Here is an 18,531-nt window from a genome sequence, read left to right on the forward strand (position 1 = left end):
TTCCGGTGCGGGGGACGCGTGTTGGGGCGTACCGTGGAGGGGTGGGAGAGGGTCCGGGTGCACCGGGCGCCCCCTCCTCCTACGCGTTCACTGGCTCCTCGTGGCGATGTCGCGGGTGGCTTCGAGGAGCGGCAACTTGTGGACACCGTCAGCGGGCTGCTTGTCGGAGGGCGGGCCATCCGGCTGGACCGACATGACGACAACGACCTGGTAGTCGCTGGGGTGCTTGTCCACGTCGGACCATGTGGTGCCGGGGCAGAGGCTGTCGAGCGTCAGGGTCTTGACGTAGGGGCGCTTACCGACGGGGTACGCGAGGGCCGCCCCGTTGACCGGACCGGTGTCGGCGGCGGGCTTCTGGCGGCCGGCGATGACGCCGTGCTTGAGCAGGAGAGCCGTGGGCGGGACGTCGACGATCGGCAGGAGGAGTGCCTTTGTCCGGTCGTGGGAGCTGATCTTGTAGGTGGTTCGCAGCGTGGAGCCTTGGCGCCGCAGGGACGTGACGTTCAGCTGCAGTGATTCATCGGGGCTGCTGACGCGGACTGGAGGTGCGATGGTGCTGTCGCAGGGCAGGGAGCGATCCTGAAGTTTCACTGGCGGGGTCGTGGTGGTCGGGGCGGGGTCGGCCGGATGACCGGTCACCGCGTCGGAATTCCCCCCGCATCCGGCGAGGGCGAGCAGCAGGACGGGGACGGCGGGCAGCAGGGCGCGGCGCATGAGTTGCTCCATGAGATGTCGAGAGGCCGTTCATTCGGACAGCGGGGCACGGGCGACGATCAATGAATCAGGGGCCCGGGTACCGGAGGACACGGTCTGCTGGGCAGCGAGGACGACGGCCACTTCGTAGCCGCCCCTCCACACCGAGCTCCAGGTGGTTCCCGCGCAGGGACGGCCCGGCACGGGCGCGAGCCGGGTGCGGTGCGGACGGTCGGGGGTGAGGGTTACCTGGTGCGCGGTGTTCTCGGATGCCGGTCCGGAGGGATCCTGACCGGCCACGACCCGGCCGTCCTTCAGGACGAGGATCCGCGGCTCACCGGACAGGACGGCGCGGGTGGTCGCGGTCACCGTGTAGCTGACCCGCGGGGATCCGTCCGGGGCCGCGCGCACATCGGAGATGCGTACGGTCACGGCTCCGCGGCCGTTACTCGCCGGGATTCTCGCGCCGCAGGTGTGGTCAGGGAGTTCCGGAGCCGCGCTACTCGCCGCCGAGGGCTGCCTGATCGAGGAGTCCGCCGGTGTCTTGGTCTCCGGTGTGGAGGCGGACGGCAGCGTGTTCAGCACCACCGCGGCGGCCACGGCCAGGCCTGCCCCGGCCACGGCGGTGTAGCGGGCGCGCCTGCGCCGGCGCACCCGGGTCCGGACGAGCTCGGTGTCGATCTCCGGTGGCGGTGTGCGGTGCGCGGCGGCCAGCAACTGTTCGCGCAGGTCCTCGGGCTTCATGTCTCCAGCCTTTCCTCCGCGACGTGATGCTGTGGTGGCCGCAGTTGGGCGCCCAGCCGAGCCAGCGCGTCGCTCAGATGACGCTTGACCGTCCCCTCACCGCAGCCGAGCTGCGCCGCGATGCCCGCGGTGGACATGTCCTCGTAGTAACGGAGCACCACGCACGCCCGCTGTCTCGGCGACAGTCCGCGCAGGGCGTCCATGAGGTCGACCCGGTGCAGGACGTCCGTGCTGTGGTCGGCGACCGGCTCCGAGGACACGAGCCGTGGAAGCGCGCGGATCCAACGGGTGCGGCGCCGGTGCAGGTCCAGGTAGCGGTTGAGCATTGTGCGACGCACGTATGCCTCCGCCTCCCCCAGTTCCCACGCACGGCGGGGCCGGGAGAAGACCCGTACCAGTGCCTCCTGAACCAGGTCGGCGGCCTCCGCGCGATCGCCGCACAGCAGGAAGCCGTACCGGTTCAGCTCCGCGCCGCGCTCCTGCGCCAGCTCGGACAGCAGCCTTGACCATTCGGCCACGTTCCCTCCGATCCCCTCACCCGGTATCACGAACAACTCCCCCGTCCGGTTGGGGCCTTGCGGCCGATGAATTCGACGGGTTCGACGGGGCGGTCGTGGGCGGTCCCGCACGGGGAGCCGTACGCACGCGTGAGGGGCACCACGGGCTCCGGGTGGTAGCTCCGTGGTGCCCCTCGCGGTGGTGCCGGGTTACTGGTGAGGGTTCAGCTTCAGGTGGAAATTGCGGAGGATGTCAGAGGCCTCCGTCCAGTACATCTCCCGCGTACCGCGGTTGGCGGAGACGATTCCGCGCGCCTGGCGGTGGGTCCTGTCGTTGACCGTGAAGACAAGGCCACCGGAGTCGCCCTGGGTGAGGGTGTAGGACCCGCGGCCCTGGACACCCCGTATGCGGTGGGTTGAGCCGTCATCCCACTGGATGGTGTACCTGTAGTCGTCGCTGGTGGTCTTGATGCCGCAGGGGACACCCTTGCCGTCGTAGTACGAGCGGGCGCCGTCCTGGCAGACCGTCTGTCCGTTGTAGGAATAGGCGTAGTTGTTGACGGCGTACCACTTGCCGGTGGGCTTGTCGGCCTCGTCCGAGTTGAAGCCCCTGCCGTTGTAGAGGCCGCTGTCGATGAGCTGGGCGTCCCACCCGTCCTTGGTGCTGCTGATCTTGCCGAGGTAGTGGCCCTTGGTGCCGGCGTCCCAGTCGCCGGTGCGCGCGCCCTCACCGTAGACTCCCGCGCCGTTGGGGTAGCAGTGGGCGGCGGTGATGAGGTAGTCGCGTCCGTGCGAGTTCTCGGCGGCGATGCCGGAAGTGCAGTGATGGACATAGCCGGGCGTGCGGGCGTTGCCGATGATGGCGTCGCCGCCGATCTGCGGACGGGAGTCGTTCCAGCGCCAGGAGGCCGCCGTCTTGATCTTGCCGGATACGTAGGTGACGGGGATGCCGTCCAGCCGGTTGCCCTGTGCCTTGACCCGGCGCAGCGCGCTCGGCTTGACCTCGACGGTGATGCCGGAGCCGTCGGCCTTGGGCGAGGCGCCCAAGTACACCTCCTTCGAGGCGTCCTTGACGGCGCCCAGCGGGAAGATCTTGTCGATCTCCCGGTCCAGCACCTTCCTGCTGAAATCGGCGTGCTGAACGCGTATCAGCGCGGTGTTGATCGTCGGGTGGGCGTGCTTGGCGGCGGCGATCAGCTTCGTGGCCCGGGCGCTGTCGGTGGCGTAGAGGGTGACGAAGCCGCCGTCCTCGTCGACGTGCTGGTCGCTGTAGGTGTCGGCGAACGCGCCACGGCCCTGGTCGCCGAGGGCGTTGGCGACGGCGTTCAGCGGTGCGACCTTCTTGGCGTGAGCGAGGAGCGCGGCGTCGGTGGTGGTGGCTCGCTGTCCGTCGTTGGCCTCGGCAGCCGGCGTTACGGTGACGGCGAGCAACGCAGCTAATGCCGAGGCGGTAGTGAGCGTGAGCAGCTTGGTACGGGAACTAGGCATGCGAATCCCCCTGAAAGAAGTGAATTTCCCCGTGTGACGATACGGTCGATCGCCATCGAAACTCAGAGCAGGATCTTCGTCAAGGGAATTATTTCGAGCCAATCTTGCGTGCGGGAGGGGGATGCAAAAGCGGAAGAGGCGATTCATGGAATTTCGGTGAGCCGCTCCGGGTGATCACCTTCTTTGCAGGTCAGACGCATGATGTGGCGTCAGGTCGAAGTCGCCGAAATCCGAGCCGGGGCCCTCTTGTCGGCGAAATGGTTTATATCGAAACTATCTGGGTTGGGTGCTCGGGGCGTCAATCTGGCCCTTGCATACTAAAGGCAAATGGAAGGTAAAAGTAAATAGTTCGACTCTCGAGTGATGACCCCCTATCGTCGGCTCGTCCTGTCCGACAGCCCACTGGGGGAGTGCACCAAATGAAGCGCCATATAGCGTTACGCAGGGCCGCCGGAGCGATCGCCTTCCTGGTCTCGACGTCGGGTGTCGTAGGCACGGCCAGTGCCGCGGACCCGTCGCCTTCCGGGCACGTGGAGGCGCCCCGCTGGACCGCCGCGGCGGCGCAGCGGTTCTGGACCGACCGGCGCATGGCCGAGGCGAAGCCGCTTCCGGACGACGGGCGCCCGGCGCCGGCCGATGCCACGTCTCCGAACTCGGGAAGGTCCTCGTCACAGCGTGCCGGGGTCGGCCCGGGGAGTTCGCACTTCGGCGGGCTGCCGATGATCGGGCGGATGTATGTGCAGCGGGGCAGCGGCTCCTACTTCTGCACCGCGAGTGTGATCAACAGCGCGCACCACAACATCGTGCTGACCGCGGGCCATTGCCTGGACGCGAGGGCCGGGACCGGTTCCCTGGCGTTCGTGCCGCAGTGGACCGCGGCCAGGCCCCGACCGCATGGGATCTTCCCGGTCGACACCGACTCCAGAGGGCGCAGCCAGGTCTGGATCGACAAGCGCTACTACGACCGCGGGCACACGAAGGGCGCGCCGTGGGACGTGGCGTTCGCACGGCTCGGAGCGCGCAGCGACGGCAAGCGGGTGCAGGACGTCGTGGGCGGCAACAACCTTGTCACCGAGCGCGGTTACGCGTTTCCCCGAGTCAGGCTGATCGGCTATCCGGGCACGGACCGGCAACCTCTGACCTGCACCAACTCCACGAGGAAGTTCACGCCGACCGACGGCACGCCCGGCTCGTACCTGCGGATCGCCTGCGACGACTACCGGTCGGGAACCAGTGGCGGCCCGTTCCTGGCGAACTTCAACACGCACACCGGGAGGGGCGACGTGGTCGGGAGCATCGGCGGTTGGAAGACCGGCGGGCCCACCGCCGACATCTCCTACAGCCCGTACTTCGGCTCCGACATCCGGCGTCTGTACGACGCGGCCGTGGCCGGCACCCCGCCCGCCCGGCCCGGGGTGCTGCCCTGCCCGCAGTGACGGACCGGTGGCGAAGCGTCGGGATCAAAGGCCGTCTCCACGCAGAGGAAGGCGCCCGGTGCTTTTCGACACCGGGCGCCTTCCACGCGATGTGGTCGTCGCTATGCGATGTGGTCGTCCTGCAGTTCCGCCGTGTGGCGGTTGGTGAACCGGTTGACCATGCGTTCGGCTTCGCGCTGCGGCAGCGAGATGCCGTACGTCGCCTCCACGTCACCGCGGAACTGTCCGGCGGTGGGGTAGCTGCCGTCGATCGACTGGCGGAAGACCTGGTAGAAGGCCTCCTCGTCCGGCTCCGGCGGGCCGCCGCCCTCACCCAGTTCACGGGTGCGGTTCGGGCCCACGGGGATGGGGAAACTGCCGGTGTCCTCCGACGAGGGCTGCTGGAACTGCTCCTGGGGCTGTTCCTCGTACCACTCCTCGTACTGTTCCTCGGGAACGTACTGAGGGTCCGGGGCCGGGTTGAAGGCGGGGTCGTAGCCGCCGTGGTAGTCGACCTCGCGCGGGGTCTGGAACCAGGGGCTCTCTTCGTCCGGGACGTTCTCCGGCTCCGCGGTGCGCTGGTGGGGGAGCAGGGGGCGCTGCTCGCCGGGAGGTGCCGCCGCGCCCATCTGTGCCGCCCCGGCGGCCCGATTGCCCACAGCTACGGCATCGGCCGCGAGCTGCGGGCCGTTCGCCGGCTGCGCACCGGCCGCGGCCAGCTGGGGCTGCGGGGTCGGCGGCAGCAGCGCCGGCTCGATGCCCGCCGCCGCAAGCCCCGCCGGAGCCGTCTCCGCCAGAGGCACGCCGTACCGGGCCAGCCTCAGGGGCATCAGCGACTCCACCGGGGCCTTGCGGCGCCAGGCTCGGCCGAAGCGGGCGTGCAGCCTCGCCTGGTAGACGAGACGTTCCTGTTCGAGCTTGATGACCTGGTCGTAGGAGCGCAGCTCCCACAGCTTCATGCGGCGCCAGAGGAGGAAGGTCGGGACCGGGGAGAGGAGCCAGCGGGTGAGGCGGACGCCCTCCATGTGCTTGTCGGCCGTGATGTCGGCGATGCGGCCGATCGCGTGCCGGGCCGCCTCGACGGCGACCACGAACAGGATCGGGATCACCGCGTGCATGCCCACGCCCAGCGGGTCCGGCCAGGCGGCGGCGCCGTTGAAGGCGATGGTCGCCGCCGTCAGGAGCCAGGCCGTCTGACGCAGGAGCGGGAACGGGATGCGGATCCAGGTCAGCAGCAGGTCAAGGGCGAGTAGGACACAGATGCCCGCGTCGATACCGATCGGGAAGACGTAGGAGAAGTTCCCGAAGCCCTTTTTGATGGCCAGCTCACGGACGGCCGCGTACGAACCGGCGAAGCCGATGCCGGCGATGATCAACGCGCCGGAGACGACCACGCCGATGAGTATCCGGTGCATCCGAGTCAGCTGCATTGGCGCGGCCACTCGTACTCCCCTCCCCTTGCGTGTTGTTGCGCGCAACAGAGTGGCATACGCGTGCGACGAACGTGAGGCCGGTCAGTTCTTCTTGGCGGCCGACTTGGACGGAGATGCGCTGGAGGAGGAGGGCTTGGACGCCGACCTGGAGGGCGAAGACGAGGGCTTCGTGGAGGAACTGCCCTTGGAACCTTCACTGTTGGCGGCCGAGACCGCCGCGAGCGCCTCCTTGACGGCCTTCTCCGCCGCCTTGGTCAGTTCGTCCGCGTCCGGCGTCTTCTCGCCCGCGAGACCGGCGCCGTTGTAGTCGAGCGTGATGACCACGTTCTCGACCCGGGCGACCACCGTCTGCTGCTTGAAGGCGCCCTCCTTCTTCTTCAGGTCGTAGCGCACCGCCGTCGCCTCGGTGCCCGTCCCCGCGACCGGCTGCGCCTTGGTGTTCTTGGCGCCGGACACGCTCTGCGCGTCGCTGACCTGCTGGGCGAAGTACGTGTGCGCCTGCTTGTCGCCGGAGCCGCGGCCCGCGTCCGAGTCGAAGCGCAGCAGGGAGACGTTGAGCCAGCGGAACTGCGAGCCCTTGGTGCCGTTGTTGTCCAGGCTGCTCCAGGAGCAGGAGGAGCGGGTGGCGGCGTCGTCGGAGGTGCCCTCCTTGCCCGACTTGGTGCCCTTCGGTACCAGATCGGCCAGGGTGTCCTTCGACAGCACCGCGCACGGCTCGGGAAGCTTCTTGTACGCGGCCGCCTGCACGGTCGGGGACGCGCTCGCCGAGGGCTGCTGCGTGGAGCCGCTGCTCGCGGTCTGCTGGGCGTCGGCGCCGCTCTTGTCCTTGGAGTCGCCGCTGTCCGAGGAGCAGGCGGCGGTGATCAGGACCGCGGGAACGGCTGCCGCGCAGACAAGAGCACGGCGCAGGCGCTTGGCGCGCTGGTCTCGGGCACGGACGTCTCGCTGGGCTGCTCGCTGCATGGTTCCTTCACTCGTGACGCTCGGTGTTCGTGCGGGTTCCTGCGGGGCCACCGTACGCGGTGAAGGAGCTGCGCGGTTTCCGTTCGCGCGCTTTGCGGGTGGCGGCGGAAGGGACTTCGGCGGGGGTCAGCCGCCCAGCGCGTCGGCCAGTTGGGAGGCCAGATCACGGGCCCTGTCCTGCATTTCCTTGCTGTCCGGCACCGTTCCGGTGGCCGTCGGCTGCTCCTCGTACTCGATGGTGACGACGACGTTGGACGTGCGGAACACCACAGTGACCGTCCGCGGTTCGGCGGTCGAACCGGAGCTGCCCAGCTGGTCGTCCAGATACGCCTCGTCACCGAGGTCGGACAGCACGCGGGGCTGGAGATCGGCCGGAGTGGCGTCCGGGGAGGTCTCCGTGGCGGAGGGGGACGCGTCGTCGCTCGCGGTGGCCGTAGGGGTGGGCGTGGCCGTGGCGGTGGTGGTGGCGGAGGAGGAGGGGGAGGAGGGGGAGGAGGTGGCGGAGCTCGACTCGGGCAGGTCGGCGGCCGTCTCCTTCTCCTGGAACAGCTTCTGCGCCTGGTCGTCGTCGCTGACCGCGTTGTCGTACGAGACCACGCGCTCGAAGTCGACGGAGAGGCGGTCGGTGGCGTCGGCGGACTCCACCTTCCAGTGGCAGCCGACCTTGCGGTCGGTGTTGTAGGTGAGCGTGGCCTCGCCCTGGTACGCCTTGTCCCGCTGATCGGGGTCGGTGAGCTGCTTGATGCCGGGCAGCAGCGAGTCGAGGGTGTCGTGGTCGATCACGCCGCACGGCTCGGGGAGGGTGCGGTACTTGCCGGGCTGGGCCGCGACCGTCGCCGTACCGGCGTCGCCGGGGTTGGCGTTGTCCGTAGGGCTGTCGCCGCCGGAGCCGCTCGTGCAGCCGGCCAGCAGTGCCGCGAGGAGGGCGGCGGTGCCGGTTACGTACGCCTTCCGCTGCACGGTCGGTCTCCTCTCGACGGTGTGTACTCGCTCGGTGGTCCAGTGTCCCCGCTGGTTAATCGCTTGCCGCAGCGGGGCGCTCCCTGGACACAATGTGTATCGCACGCACTGCCGTGGACGCCGGTCCCTTGTCCCTTTTCATAGATCTTGGCGTCGCATTTGCGTTTTGTTGCTTTTAAGCCAATTGATCTGTTGTCGGGGGAATTGAGGAACGTCATGTCGTACGTGGAGATGCCGGGCGCGAAGGTACCGATCCGGCTGTGGACGGACCCCGCGACGGTGGAGGACGTGGCCCTGCGCCAGCTCCAGAACGTCGCCACCCTGCCCTGGATCAAGGGCCTGGCCGTGATGCCGGACGTGCACTTCGGAAAGGGCGCGACGGTCGGGTCGGTCATCGCCATGCAGGGCGCGGTGTGCCCTGCCGCGGTGGGCGTGGACATCGGCTGCGGGATGTCGGCGGTGAAGACGTCGCTGACCGCCAACGACCTGCCGGGGGATCTGTCGCGGCTGCGGTCGAAGATCGAGCAGGCGATTCCGGTGGGGCGGGGGATGCACGAGGCTCCCGTTGAGCCGGGACAGTTCCATGGGCTGGCTACTGCCGGGTGGGGCGAGTTCTGGGGGCGGTTTGACGGGGTTGCCGAGGCGGTGAAGTTCCGGCGGGAGCGGGCGGTTGCGCAAATGGGATCTCTCGGCGGGGGGAACCATTTTGTTGAGATATGTGTCGATACATCCGGTTCGGTGTGGCTCATGCTCCACTCCGGATCCAGGAACATCGGCAAGGAACTCGCCGAGCACCACATCGGCGTGGCCCAGAAGCTCCCGCACAACCAGGGCCTGGTCGACCGCGACCTCGCGGTGTTCGTCTCGGACACCCCGCAGATGGCGGCTTACCGCAACGACCTGTTCTGGGCGCAGGAGTACGCCAAGTACAACCGCACGATCATGATGGCGCTCCTGAAGGACGTGATCCGCAAGGAGTTCAAGAAGGCGAAGCCGACCTTCGAGCCGGAGATCTCCTGCCACCACAACTACGTGGCGGAGGAGCGGTACGAGGGGATGGACCTGCTGGTCACCCGCAAGGGCGCGATCCGGGCCGGCTCCGGCGACTACGGGATCATCCCGGGCTCGATGGGCACGGGCTCGTACATCGTCAAGGGCCTCGGGAACGAGAAGTCCTTCAACTCGGCCTCGCACGGCGCGGGTCGGCGGATGAGCCGTAACGCGGCCAAGCGGCGCTTCTCGACCAAGGACCTGGAGGATCAGACCCGGGGCGTGGAGTGCCGTAAGGACTCCGGTGTCGTGGACGAGATCCCGGGCGCCTACAAGTCGATCGACCAGGTCATCGACCAGCAGCGGGATCTCGTGGAGGTCGTGGCGAAGCTGAAGCAGGTCGTCTGTGTGAAGGGCTGACGCGAGGCCCCCGGCTTTACCGCCGGGAGGCCTCTCCTCGTTCGGTTACTGCTCGCTGGGCCTTGGGACTTGGCCCGTGCGCAGGCGCCACAGGCGGAGATTGCAGCTCTGGACTGTCCTGCCGAGTGCCTCGGCGGCCGCCGTTGGGCGGTTGATCTGCAGCAGGATCCGATCCTCCTGCTCATTCCAGCGTCGCTGCGTGTGCGCTGCCCTCATCCCGGTGGGGCGCACCCAGGCGGCTAGAGTGTCGGCGGCAGCGCTCTTGCGGTCCAGAGACAGGCAGCCGGGGTAGTAGAGGTCGGCTGCAAGACGCTGGGCCACCTCCATTACGTACAAGATGTTGTAGATGCTGTCTCGGGTGTTCCGCTTGATACTCCGCTCGGCTCCGGTTGCCTCCTGTGCGTACTGACACAGGTGGGAGGCGACGGCTGCGCTGGCCGTGGTCAGGGAGACGAAGGGAAATCCCTTTCCCGTAAAGCCGACTGAGCCGTCTGCGTCGATGAGTCCCCGGAGGTGGTCGCGCTGCGAGACCGGCCGCGCGGCGGGGCGATCGTCTGTGATTTACGGCCGTAAGGCAGGCCGAGTTCGTTGAGGGTCGTCCTGGCTTCGAGTGAGCACAAACTCCAGGTGGCGGAAGTGTGGATCTCGGTGAAGTTCGTGGACCGCGTGCGCTGGGTGACGCTGCTGTAGTACGGCGTCAGCTTCTGGAACTTGCGCAGAAGGCCGATGTCCCGGGCGCTGATCTCGACGCTCAACCGGCCTTTCTGTCCCGGCCCTTGCTTGAGATGCCCGTCCGCCTGCAAGAAGCCAAACATGTACGCGTACTCGGGGACCGTGAGGTCCATGAACCGGTGGGCATTAGGCTCGCATGCAGCCACAGGGAAGCCTCCACTTCCATGCTGGTCAGGCCCTCGGCTGGGCTGCATCCCTGCCGAGGGCCGTCGCATTGATGTTGTGGCGTGAGCCTAGAGTGACTGTTCTGTCGACGATCGGGTGATCGATGAGGTTCGCCCTTGTGAGTTACTCGTGGCTCACTTCGCGTGGCGCACCGCGTAGATCATCACGAACGCCACGAAGTGGATGCCGAAGAGGAAGTAGGCCAGGAAGTACCAGACCTGGCGTTCGTTCTTCGTCTCCTGGGCCAGGCGGCGCTTTTCGAGCGAGTCGTCGTCCGCCATCACAGCTCCCGGTGCACCTTGGTGTTGGAGGCCTGGGCGCGGGGGCGCAGGACCAGGAGGTCCACGTTGACGTGGCTGGGGCGGGTGACCGCCCAGGTGATCGTCTCGGCCACGTCGTCGGCGGTGAGGGGCTCGGCCACGCCCTGGTAGACCTTGGCCGCCTTCTCCGCGTCGCCGCCGAAGCGGGTCAGCGCGAACCCTTCCGTCTTGACCATGCCGGGGGCGATCTCGATCACCCGGACCGGCAGGCCGACGATCTCCAGGCGCAGGGTCTCGGCGAGGACGTGCGCGCCGTGCTTGGCGGCCACGTAGCCTCCGCCGCCCTCGTAGGTGCCGTGGCCCGCCGTGGAGGACACCACGACCACCACTCCGTCGCCGCTCGCCTCCAGCTTGGGGAGCAGGGCCTGCGTGAGGTTCAGGGTGCCGAGGACGTTCGTCTCGTACATCGTGCGCCAGTCGGCCGGGTCGCCGGTGGCCACCGGGTCCGCGCCCAGGGCCCCGCCGGCGTTGTTGACCAGCACACCGATCGTCTCGAAGGCCGTGGCGAACTCGTCGACCGCCGCGCGGTCCGTCACGTCCAGCTGGTAGGCCGTCGCCGAGTGGCCGGCCGCGTTGATCTCCTTCGCCAGCGCCTCGATCCGGTCCACGCGGCGGGCCGTGAGGACGACGCGGTAGCCGGCCTCGGCGAGCTGCCGGGCCGTGGCGGCGCCGATGCCGCTGCTCGCACCCGTGATGACGGCGATGCGGGACGCTGCAAGCGGGGCGGGGGCCATGGGCTGCTCCTGGAAGAGAGAAGGGTCGGCGCTCCGTCCAGCGTATTCGAGGTTCAGGCGCCGCTTCTCGGGGCCCACATGATCACCGCCATGCCGGCGAGGCAGATGAGGGCCCCGGTGATGTCCCAGCGGTCGGGCCGGAAGCCGTCGGCGACCACGCCCCACAGGATCGAACCGGCCACGAAGATCCCGCCGTACGCGGCCAGGATGCGGCCGAAGTGCGCGTCCGGCTGGAAGGTGGCGACGAAACCGTAGGCGCCCAGGGCGAGGACCCCGCCGGTCATCCACAGCCAGCCGCGGTGCTCGCGCACGCCCTGCCAGACCAGCCAGGCGCCGCCGATCTCGAACAGTGCGGCGACGACGAAGAGGGCGGCGGAGCGGAGGATCGACATGGAGGCAGATTCGCACGCGGGTGTGGTGTCACCTGATGGAGGGCGCCTGACGGCCGGCTCGCGTGGCATACATCGGTACGGCATACGGGACGAGGTCTGAGGCGAGGTGGCATGCGGATGAGGTCATGGGTGCTGGGTGCGTGCGGTGCCGTGATGGTGGCCGCGGGTGTGGCAGGGCCGGCCGGGGCCGCGGCCGGGCCGGAGGCCGATCTGTCCTTCCACGGGAGCGCCGTCATGCGCGGGGACCAGGTGGAGGTCCGGGTCAGTCCGCACAACGACGGGCCCTCGGCCGTGTCCGGCGCGAGTGTGCGGCTGCGCTGGTCGGTGCCGCTCGCCGAGCGGCAGCTGCTGCCGGACGGGTGCGCGCGGGCGGACGAGCGGACGGTCGTGTGCGACACCGCGGCGCTGGACGCGGACGAGACCGGGGAGCAGATCACGGTGGCCGTGCGGCTCGCGGAGGCGCCGTCGGAGTTCATGCTGGAGGTGGACACCGCCTGGAACGGCGGTGCGGTCGACCGGGACCGCTCGAACGACCAGCTGAAGGTCCTCGTCCTCGACACCGGGGACGCGTACGCCTTCTGAGGAGCCCGCACCGTCGTACGATCTCTGCACCACGCAGACGAAGGGGAGTGCGGCATGGCCGGGAACGGGACCGGGCGGTCCAGGCTGCTGGCGGAGCTGTCCGTGGTGTCCCGGCGGTACATGGCGTCGTACGCCCTGTTCAACCAGGCCGTCGCCGACCGGATCGGGCTGCACCCCACCGACCTGCAGTGCCTGAACCTGCTCACGCTGGAGGCGGAGCCGGTCACCACGGGCCGGGTCGCGGAGCTGACGGGGCTGACGACCGGTTCGGCGACCCGGCTGGTGGACCGGCTGGAGCGGGCGGGGTACGTCGTCCGGCAGCGGGACGACACGGACCGGCGGCGGGTGCTGGTGGCGACCGTGCCGGAGAAGATCGCCGACTTCGGGCGGATGTGGGACTCGCTGGCCGGTGACTGGTCCCGGATCTTCGACGAGCTGGACGACGCCGAGCTGGCCGTGATCGTCCGGCACATGGAGCGGACGGTGGAGTTCAGCGGGGAGCAGATCGCCCGGTTGCGGGAGGGGCGTGGCTAGTGCCCCGGCAGGCAACGGTCGCCCCGTCGCGACGCCCGGCACGCACTCTCGCCGCACCGGCCGAAAGCCCAAGTACGTCCAGTACGAGGACTTCCGGTCGGCACGCCGAGAGCACGCACCGGACGCCGCTCCTTGACGAGCAAACGCTGCCTGCCGGGGCACTAGCGGGTGTCCTTCGGTCGGCGTGACGCCTGGGCCACGAGGAGGAGCAGGAGGCCGCAGGCGGCGACCGTGATCCAGCCCGGCCGGGACGCGTGGGCGAGCCCGGCGGCGCTGGTGCCCGCGGCCAGGCCGCCGGCGATCGCGATGCCGAGCGCGGAGCCGAGCTGGCGTGCGGTGGAGGTGATGGCTCCGGCCACCCCGGCCCGGGCGGGCGGCAGTCCGCTCACCGCGGTGTTGGTGATCGGGGCGTTGGCGAAGCCGAATCCGGCGCCGATGAGCGCGTAGGCCGTCAGGAGCAGCGGCAGGCCCGTGTGCCGGTCGAGCCCGAGCAGGCCGAGACCGCCCGCGGTGATGAGGCCGCCGGCCAGGAGGAGCGGCGGCCGGGGTCCGGTACGGCCGACCAGGTGCCCGGACAGGGGTGCGCAGAGGGTTGCCCCGAGGGCCATGGGCAGGGTTGCGGTGCCGGCGGCCAGGGGTGTCCATCCCCGGGTGTGCTGCAGGTAGAGGGTGTTGAGCAGCAGGGTCACGTTCAGGGCGACGAAGACCGCCACGGCGCCGAGGACCGCACCGCTGAAGGCCGGCCGCCGGAAGAGCCGCAGGTCCATGAGGGGTTCGTGCCGACGGGTCTCGACCCGTACGAAACCGGCTGTGGCCAGGGTCGCCACCGCGTACGCGGCCAGGGCCGCGGGCGAGGTCCAGCCGATGCGCGGCCCTTCGATGAGGACGGCGACCGTGACCCCGATGACCACGGTCAGCAGGATCTGACCCGGGGCGTCGAGCCGCCGCCTCCCGTGCGCGGCCCGGGATTCCGGTACGAACACCGCGCTGAGGACGAGGGCGGCCACGATGACCGGTGCGTTGATCCAGAACACCGACCGCCAGCCGAAGGCCGCGATGAGTGCGCCGCCCGTGACCGGGCCTGCGGCCATGCTGAGCCCGAAGACCGCTGCCCAGACGCCGATCGCCTGCGCTCGCTCCCGCGGATCCGGCATCGCGTTCACCACGATGGCCAGAGCCACGGGGCTCAGCATCGAGGCGCCCACTCCCTGCAGCGCGCGGGCCCCGACGAGCACACCCACCGACGGTGCGAGTGCGCACAGCAGCGAGGCGGCGCCGAAGACGGCGAGGCCCGACTGGAACACCCGGCGGCGGCCCAGCCGGTCCGCCAGCGCGCCGGAGGAGATCAGGAGACTGGCCAGGACGAGCGTGTACGCGTCCACGGTCCATTCGAGGCTCCGTGTCCCGATGCCCAGGCCCTCGCCCACGGCGGGCAGGGCCACGTTGACGATGGTGGTGTCGAGGCCCACCAGGAACATGCTCAGACAGCAGACGGCCAGCACCGTCCAGCGCCTGCGTGCGCTGAGGAGGGGCGGGTGGACAGGGTGCGGCGCGGCGATTGCGGTCACGGCCTACCTCGCGGTTTCGGGGAGCGTCTGTCCGGCCATGCTGTGGCCGGACACCGGCCGCGCCCCAGCCCTTTTGCCGAGGCGGCAAAAGGCCCGTCTCCCGCTCAGGCGGGGTTCTCCGCGTCGTAGCGCTCGCGGGCTTCCCGGACCTCCTCGAAGTGGGTCTCCGCCCACGCCTTCACCGCGGTCAGCAGGCCGGCGAGGCTGCGGCCGAGCGGGGTGAGTTCGTAGTCGACCCGGACCGGGACCGACGGGGTGACCGTGCGGGAGACGATGCCGTCGCGCTCCAGGGTGCGCAGGGTCTGGGTGAGCATCTTGGGGCTGACGCCGGCGACCTTGCGGCCGATGTCGCTGTAGCGCAGGGGGCCGGGGGACAGGGCGGCGACGACGAGGCCGACCCACTTGTCGCTGAGCCTGCCGAGGAGGTGGTTGGTGGGGCAGGCGGCCAGGAAGGCGTCGTAGTCGATACGGGCCTGCTCGCGCCGCTGGGCTGCACTCATGGTCGCCATGGCTCTCCTCCGGGTCCCCTACGCACTCTCAGGTAACTACTTACCTATGGATAGTAGCTCTCCTAGGGTTGGTGCTGCGGCCGGGAAATTGCCGCGAAGTACATCAAATGCCTTGTGATCGGGGAGAGTTGACATGCGTGCTGCTGTGGTGACGACGTTCGGCGGTCCGGAGGCCGTGGAGATCGTGGATGTGGCGGTGCCGGAGCCGGGGGCGCGGCAGGTGCGGATCAAGGTGGCGGCCAGTGCGGTGAACCCCGTGGACCTGGCCGTGCGGGCCGGTGCCTTCGGCGGCACCGGCAAGACGCTGGGGCTCGGCTGGGACGTGGCCGGGACGGTGGACGCGGTGGGCGATGCCGTGGCCTGGCAGGTCGGCGACCAGGTGGTGGCCCTGGCGGCGGGCGTGGCCGATCCGCTGGGCGCGCACGCCGAGTACGTCGTCGTACCGGCGGACGCGGTGGCCAAGGCCCCCGCCACGGTGGACGCGGTGCACGCCGGCACCCTGCCGCTGAACGCGCTGACCGCCGTCCAGGCCCTCGACCTGATGGAGCTGGCGCCGGGCGCGTCGCTGCTGGTGACCGGAGCTGCGGGCGCGGTGGGCGGGTTCGCCGTGCAGCTGGCCGCGCACCGGGGGATCGCGGTGACCGGGCAGGCCCGGGCGGCCGACGAGGAGCTGGTGCGGTCCTTCGGGGCCACGGACTTCACGACCGAGGGGGTCGCCCCGGCCGGCGTGGACGCGGTGCTGGACGCGGCGATGCTCGGTGAGCCGGCGCTGGAGTGGGTGCGCGACGGGGGTGTCTTCGTCAGCGCCCGGCCCGGCGGGCAGCCCGACTCCGTCCGCGGGGTGCGGACCACGGCCGTGATGGTGAGCGCCGACGGGGCCCGGCTGGCGGAGCTGGCCCGGCTCGTGGACGAAGGGGTGCTGAGCCTCCGGGTGGCGCAGACGTACGGCCTGGAGGAGGCCGCGAAGGCGCACGCGCGGCTGACCGAGGGCGGAGTGCGGGGACGGCTGGTGCTGGTCCCGTAGTGCGGGTGGGGGAGTGCCCCCTAGGGTGCGGGCATGAAGATCATGGAGCTGGAGCCGGGGGACCCGAGGCTCGGGACCGGGGTGCTGCCCGTGCTGCGGGAGCTGCGTCCGCATCTCACCGAGGAGCTGTTCGCCCGGGTGTGCGAGGAGGGGAGCGCGCAGGGGCTGCGCTTCTCCGCCGCCTACGACGAGGACGGGGCCTGTGTGGGGGTGGCCGGCTGGCGGGTGCTGGTCAACACCGTCTCGCTGCGTCAGCTGTACGTCGACGACCTGGTGACCGCCCCGGCCGCCCGGTCCGGCGGGGTCGGCCGGGCGCTCCTCGCACACCTGGAGGAGCGCGGCCGGGCGCTCGGCTGTCATGAGCTGAACCTCGACTCGGGCACCCAGCGCACCGCCGCCCACCGCTTCTACCTGCGGGAACGGATGGAGATCGGGGCCTTCCACTTCGTGAAGCCGCTGTAGGGGGACATGGGGAATAGCTCGGACCGGGCCACCGTTCCAGGGGTATAGTTGAACAGTCAACAACCTGGAGGGTGAGCGACCATGCAGTTCGGGATCTTCACGGTCGGCGACGTCACGCCGGACCCCACCACGGGGCGTACGCCGACCGAGCGCGAGCGGATCAAGGCCATGGTCGCCATCGCGCTCAAGGCCGAGGAGGTCGGCCTGGATGTCTTCGCCACCGGCGAGCACCACAACCCGCCCTTCGTGCCGTCCTCGCCGACGACGATGCTCGGCTACATAGCTGCGCGGACGGAGCGGCTGATCCTCTCCACCTCCACCACGCTGATCACCACCAACGACCCGGTGAAGATCGCGGAGGACTACGCGATGCTCCAGCACCTGGCCGACGGGCGGGTCGACCTGATGATGGGCCGCGGCAACACCGGGCCGGTGTACCCCTGGTTCGGCCAGGACATCCGTGAGGGCATCAACCTCGCCATCGAGAACTACGCGCTGCTGCGCCGGCTCTGGCGCGAGGACGTCGTCGACTGGGAGGGCAAGTTCCGCACGCCGCTGCAGGGCTTCACGTCCACGCCGCGGCCGCTGGACGACGTGCCGCCGTTCGTCTGGCACGGCTCGATCCGCTCCCCGGAGATCGCCGAGCAGGCCGCGTACTACGGCGACGGCTTCTTCCACAACAACATCTTCTGGCCCGCCGACCACACCAAGCGGATGGTCGAGTTCTACCGGAAGCGGTTCGCGCACTACGGGCACGGCACCCCGGAGCAGGCGATCGTCGGGCTGGGCGGTCAGGTGTTCATGCGCAAGAACTCCCAGGACGCCGTGCGCGAGTTCCGTCCGTACTTCGACAACGCGCCGGTGTACGGGCACGGGCCCTCGCTGGAGGACTTCACGGACCAGACCCCGCTGACGGTCGGCTCGCCGCAGCAGGTGATCGAGAAGACGCTGGGCTTCCGTGAGTACGCGGGCGACTACCAGCGTCAGCTCTTCCTGATGGACCACGCGGGGCTGCCGCTGAAGACGGTGCTCGAGCAGCTCGACATGCTGGGCGAGGAGGTCGTACCGGTGCTGCGCAAGGAGTTCGCGAACGGGCGCCCGGCAAACGTGCCGGAGGCCCCCACGCACGCTTCCCTGCTCGCCGCCGCTGCTGACTCCTCCTCCGACTCCTCTGCTTCATCCGACTCCGAAGGAGTGACCGCCGAATGAAGCTCGTCGTCGTCTCGGCGGGGCTGAGCGTCCCGTCCTCCACCCGGCTGCTGGGCGACCGGCTGGCCGCCGCCGTGGACCGTCACACGGCCGCGGACATCCAGGTGATCGAGCTGCGCGACCTCGCGGTCGAGATCGCGCACAACTTCACCAACGGGTTTCCCGGCCGCGCCCTGGCCGCCGCGCTGGACGCGGTGACCGAGGCGGACGGGCTGATCGTGGTCACGCCCGTGTTCAGCGCGTCGTACAGCGGGCTGTTCAAGTCGTTCTTCGACGTGCTGGACAAGGATGCCCTGGTGGGCAAGCCGGTGCTGATCGCGGCGACCGGCGGTACGGCCCGCCACTCCCTGGTGCTGGAGCACGCGCTCCGGCCGCTGTTCGCCTACCTCCGGGCCGTGGCCGTACCCACCGCCGTGTACGCAGCCTCGGAGGACTGGGGTGCGGAGGGCCTGCCCGAGCGGACCGAGCGGGCGGCGGCGGAGCTGGCGGCCCTGATGCAGGGGCTGTCGGCGGCCCGGCCGGCCGAGGACGACCGCGCGGCCGCGGACGACCTCGCGGTCGTGCCGTTCGAGGAGCGGCTGGCCCGGCTCGGCGCGTGACGGTGAAAAGACGGTGGGCCTCCGCTCCGGGTTGCTCCTGTGACGGTGAGAGGCGGGTAAAAAGGGTGATCGTAGACCCGCTCGTCCCGGCCGAACCG

Annotated in this window: 22 protein-coding genes; 8 read left to right on the forward strand and 14 right to left on the reverse strand. The window is 69.8% G+C overall.

Annotated features, from left to right (window positions below):
* Positions 1-87: 87 nt before the first annotated feature.
* The 4 genes from ACWC5O_RS23070 to ACWC5O_RS23085 all read right to left on the reverse strand — a co-directional run bounded on the left by ACWC5O_RS23070 (position 88) and on the right by ACWC5O_RS23085 (position 3,422).
* The gene (locus tag ACWC5O_RS23070; protein ID WP_450585458.1) at positions 88-714 is read right to left on the reverse strand and encodes a hypothetical protein; all 627 of its coding nucleotides are present in this window, start codon (positions 712-714) and stop codon (positions 88-90) included.
* 30 nt (positions 715-744) lie between these two features.
* Positions 745-1,437 carry a hypothetical protein gene (locus tag ACWC5O_RS23075; protein WP_450585456.1) on the reverse strand — a complete coding sequence of 231 codons (693 nt, stop codon included), beginning with the start codon at positions 1,435-1,437 and terminating at the stop codon, positions 745-747.
* A complete protein-coding gene (locus ACWC5O_RS23080; protein WP_450585455.1) occupies positions 1,434-1,955 on the reverse strand; it encodes a SigE family RNA polymerase sigma factor in 522 nt (173 codons plus the stop codon). The genes ACWC5O_RS23075 and ACWC5O_RS23080 overlap by 4 nt, the downstream gene beginning before the upstream one ends.
* A gap of 189 nt (positions 1,956-2,144) precedes the next feature.
* A complete protein-coding gene (locus tag ACWC5O_RS23085) occupies positions 2,145-3,422 on the reverse strand; it encodes a hypothetical protein (RefSeq protein WP_450585453.1) in 1,278 nt (425 codons plus the stop codon).
* Positions 3,423-3,841: 419 nt separating this feature from the next.
* Between ACWC5O_RS23085 and ACWC5O_RS23090 the strand changes: the two genes are divergently transcribed.
* Positions 3,842-4,858: a trypsin-like serine peptidase gene (locus ACWC5O_RS23090; RefSeq protein WP_450585452.1), complete on the forward strand. Its 1,017-nt coding sequence runs from the start codon at positions 3,842-3,844 to the stop codon at positions 4,856-4,858.
* Positions 4,859-4,959: 101 nt separating this feature from the next.
* On the opposite strand, the gene ACWC5O_RS23095 is transcribed toward ACWC5O_RS23090, so the two are convergent.
* The 3 genes from ACWC5O_RS23095 to ACWC5O_RS23105 form a co-directional block, all read right to left on the reverse strand.
* Entirely contained in the window at positions 4,960-6,252 is a 1,293-nt protein-coding gene (locus tag ACWC5O_RS23095; protein WP_450585450.1) for a DUF2637 domain-containing protein, read from the reverse strand.
* Positions 6,253-6,351: 99 nt separating this feature from the next.
* Positions 6,352-7,233 (reverse strand): DUF3558 family protein, encoded by an 882-nt coding sequence (locus ACWC5O_RS23100; protein WP_450585448.1) that lies wholly within the window; start codon positions 7,231-7,233, stop codon positions 6,352-6,354.
* Between the two features lie 126 nt (positions 7,234-7,359).
* Entirely contained in the window at positions 7,360-8,193 is an 834-nt protein-coding gene (locus tag ACWC5O_RS23105; RefSeq protein ID WP_450585446.1) for a DUF3558 domain-containing protein, read from the reverse strand.
* A gap of 216 nt (positions 8,194-8,409) precedes the next feature.
* On the opposite strand from ACWC5O_RS23105, the gene ACWC5O_RS23110 reads away from it, so the two are divergent.
* A complete protein-coding gene (locus ACWC5O_RS23110; protein ID WP_450585444.1) occupies positions 8,410-9,603 on the forward strand; it encodes an RtcB family protein in 1,194 nt (397 codons plus the stop codon).
* 45 nt (positions 9,604-9,648) lie between these two features.
* On the opposite strand, the gene ACWC5O_RS23115 is transcribed toward ACWC5O_RS23110, so the two are convergent.
* From ACWC5O_RS23115 to ACWC5O_RS23135, 5 genes are all read right to left on the reverse strand, one after another.
* Entirely contained in the window at positions 9,649-10,164 is a 516-nt protein-coding gene (locus tag ACWC5O_RS23115) for an LAGLIDADG family homing endonuclease (RefSeq protein ID WP_450781061.1), read from the reverse strand.
* Positions 10,047-10,448: a hypothetical protein gene (locus ACWC5O_RS23120; protein WP_450585442.1), complete on the reverse strand. Its 402-nt coding sequence runs from the start codon at positions 10,446-10,448 to the stop codon at positions 10,047-10,049. Before ACWC5O_RS23120 ends, ACWC5O_RS23115 begins: the two co-directional genes overlap by 118 nt.
* Before the next feature lie 186 nt (positions 10,449-10,634).
* A complete protein-coding gene (locus tag ACWC5O_RS23125) occupies positions 10,635-10,781 on the reverse strand; it encodes a hypothetical protein (RefSeq protein ID WP_450585440.1) in 147 nt (48 codons plus the stop codon).
* Positions 10,781-11,554: an SDR family NAD(P)-dependent oxidoreductase gene (locus tag ACWC5O_RS23130; protein WP_450585439.1), complete on the reverse strand. Its 774-nt coding sequence runs from the start codon at positions 11,552-11,554 to the stop codon at positions 10,781-10,783. The genes ACWC5O_RS23125 and ACWC5O_RS23130 overlap by 1 nt, the downstream gene beginning before the upstream one ends.
* A 53-nt stretch (positions 11,555-11,607) precedes the next feature.
* Complete coding sequence (locus ACWC5O_RS23135; RefSeq protein ID WP_450585437.1) at positions 11,608-11,946, reverse strand: YnfA family protein; 339 nt, start codon at positions 11,944-11,946, stop codon at positions 11,608-11,610.
* A gap of 117 nt (positions 11,947-12,063) precedes the next feature.
* On the opposite strand from ACWC5O_RS23135, the gene ACWC5O_RS23140 reads away from it, so the two are divergent.
* Positions 12,064-12,528, forward strand: coding sequence for a hypothetical protein (locus ACWC5O_RS23140; RefSeq protein ID WP_450585435.1), 465 nt, complete (start codon positions 12,064-12,066; stop codon positions 12,526-12,528).
* Between the two features lie 54 nt (positions 12,529-12,582).
* Complete coding sequence (locus ACWC5O_RS23145; RefSeq protein ID WP_450585433.1) at positions 12,583-13,062, forward strand: MarR family winged helix-turn-helix transcriptional regulator; 480 nt, start codon at positions 12,583-12,585, stop codon at positions 13,060-13,062.
* Between the two features lie 161 nt (positions 13,063-13,223).
* On the opposite strand, the gene ACWC5O_RS23150 is transcribed toward ACWC5O_RS23145, so the two are convergent.
* A complete protein-coding gene (locus tag ACWC5O_RS23150; protein WP_450585431.1) occupies positions 13,224-14,630 on the reverse strand; it encodes an MFS transporter in 1,407 nt (468 codons plus the stop codon).
* Between the two features lie 104 nt (positions 14,631-14,734).
* The gene (locus tag ACWC5O_RS23155) at positions 14,735-15,139 is read right to left on the reverse strand and encodes a winged helix-turn-helix transcriptional regulator (protein WP_450585430.1); all 405 of its coding nucleotides are present in this window, start codon (positions 15,137-15,139) and stop codon (positions 14,735-14,737) included.
* A 133-nt stretch (positions 15,140-15,272) separates the two neighbouring features.
* Between ACWC5O_RS23155 and ACWC5O_RS23160 the strand changes: the two genes are divergently transcribed.
* From ACWC5O_RS23160 to ACWC5O_RS23175, 4 genes are all read left to right on the forward strand, one after another.
* On the forward strand, positions 15,273-16,163 hold the full coding sequence (locus ACWC5O_RS23160; RefSeq protein ID WP_450585428.1) for an NADP-dependent oxidoreductase: 891 nt from the start codon (positions 15,273-15,275) through the stop codon (positions 16,161-16,163).
* 33 nt (positions 16,164-16,196) lie between these two features.
* Positions 16,197-16,625: a GNAT family N-acetyltransferase gene (locus ACWC5O_RS23165; protein WP_450585426.1), complete on the forward strand. Its 429-nt coding sequence runs from the start codon at positions 16,197-16,199 to the stop codon at positions 16,623-16,625.
* Positions 16,626-16,706: 81 nt separating this feature from the next.
* The gene (locus tag ACWC5O_RS23170; protein WP_450585424.1) at positions 16,707-17,834 is read left to right on the forward strand and encodes an LLM class flavin-dependent oxidoreductase; all 1,128 of its coding nucleotides are present in this window, start codon (positions 16,707-16,709) and stop codon (positions 17,832-17,834) included.
* Positions 17,831-18,433, forward strand: a complete 603-nt coding sequence (locus ACWC5O_RS23175) for a CE1759 family FMN reductase (protein ID WP_450585422.1) — start codon at positions 17,831-17,833, stop codon at positions 18,431-18,433. Before ACWC5O_RS23170 ends, ACWC5O_RS23175 begins: the two co-directional genes overlap by 4 nt.
* Positions 18,434-18,531: the final 98 nt, after the last annotated feature.

The sequence above is a fragment of the Streptomyces sp. NPDC001450 genome (assembly GCF_053597295.1).

What these genes read in the sequence shown, in the direction of transcription:
- ACWC5O_RS23135 (WP_450585437.1), bottom strand. Translation starts at nt 11,946, where the DNA reads ATGTCGATCCTCCGCTCCGCCGCCCTCTTCGTCGTCGCCGCACTGTTC.
- ACWC5O_RS23155 (WP_450585430.1), bottom strand. Translation starts at nt 15,139, where the DNA reads ATGGCGACCATGAGTGCAGCCCAGCGGCGCGAGCAGGCCCGTATCGAC.
- ACWC5O_RS23160 (WP_450585428.1), top strand. Translation starts at nt 15,273, where the DNA reads ATGCGTGCTGCTGTGGTGACGACGTTCGGCGGTCCGGAGGCCGTGGAG.
- ACWC5O_RS23130 (WP_450585439.1), bottom strand. Translation starts at nt 11,554, where the DNA reads ATGGCCCCCGCCCCGCTTGCAGCGTCCCGCATCGCCGTCATCACGGGT.
- ACWC5O_RS23070 (WP_450585458.1), bottom strand. Translation starts at nt 714, where the DNA reads ATGCGCCGCGCCCTGCTGCCCGCCGTCCCCGTCCTGCTGCTCGCCCTC.
- ACWC5O_RS23140 (WP_450585435.1), top strand. Translation starts at nt 12,064, where the DNA reads ATGAGGTCATGGGTGCTGGGTGCGTGCGGTGCCGTGATGGTGGCCGCG.
- ACWC5O_RS23120 (WP_450585442.1), bottom strand. Translation starts at nt 10,448, where the DNA reads ATGGACCTCACGGTCCCCGAGTACGCGTACATGTTTGGCTTCTTGCAG.
- ACWC5O_RS23145 (WP_450585433.1), top strand. Translation starts at nt 12,583, where the DNA reads ATGGCCGGGAACGGGACCGGGCGGTCCAGGCTGCTGGCGGAGCTGTCC.
- ACWC5O_RS23125 (WP_450585440.1), bottom strand. Translation starts at nt 10,781, where the DNA reads ATGGCGGACGACGACTCGCTCGAAAAGCGCCGCCTGGCCCAGGAGACG.
- ACWC5O_RS23170 (WP_450585424.1), top strand. Translation starts at nt 16,707, where the DNA reads ATGCAGTTCGGGATCTTCACGGTCGGCGACGTCACGCCGGACCCCACC.
- ACWC5O_RS23175 (WP_450585422.1), top strand. Translation starts at nt 17,831, where the DNA reads ATGAAGCTCGTCGTCGTCTCGGCGGGGCTGAGCGTCCCGTCCTCCACC.
- ACWC5O_RS23085 (WP_450585453.1), bottom strand. Translation starts at nt 3,422, where the DNA reads ATGCCTAGTTCCCGTACCAAGCTGCTCACGCTCACTACCGCCTCGGCA.
- ACWC5O_RS23165 (WP_450585426.1), top strand. Translation starts at nt 16,197, where the DNA reads ATGAAGATCATGGAGCTGGAGCCGGGGGACCCGAGGCTCGGGACCGGG.
- ACWC5O_RS23100 (WP_450585448.1), bottom strand. Translation starts at nt 7,233, where the DNA reads ATGCAGCGAGCAGCCCAGCGAGACGTCCGTGCCCGAGACCAGCGCGCC.
- ACWC5O_RS23090 (WP_450585452.1), top strand. Translation starts at nt 3,842, where the DNA reads ATGAAGCGCCATATAGCGTTACGCAGGGCCGCCGGAGCGATCGCCTTC.
- ACWC5O_RS23075 (WP_450585456.1), bottom strand. Translation starts at nt 1,437, where the DNA reads ATGAAGCCCGAGGACCTGCGCGAACAGTTGCTGGCCGCCGCGCACCGC.
- ACWC5O_RS23095 (WP_450585450.1), bottom strand. Translation starts at nt 6,252, where the DNA reads ATGCACCGGATACTCATCGGCGTGGTCGTCTCCGGCGCGTTGATCATC.
- ACWC5O_RS23110 (WP_450585444.1), top strand. Translation starts at nt 8,410, where the DNA reads ATGTCGTACGTGGAGATGCCGGGCGCGAAGGTACCGATCCGGCTGTGG.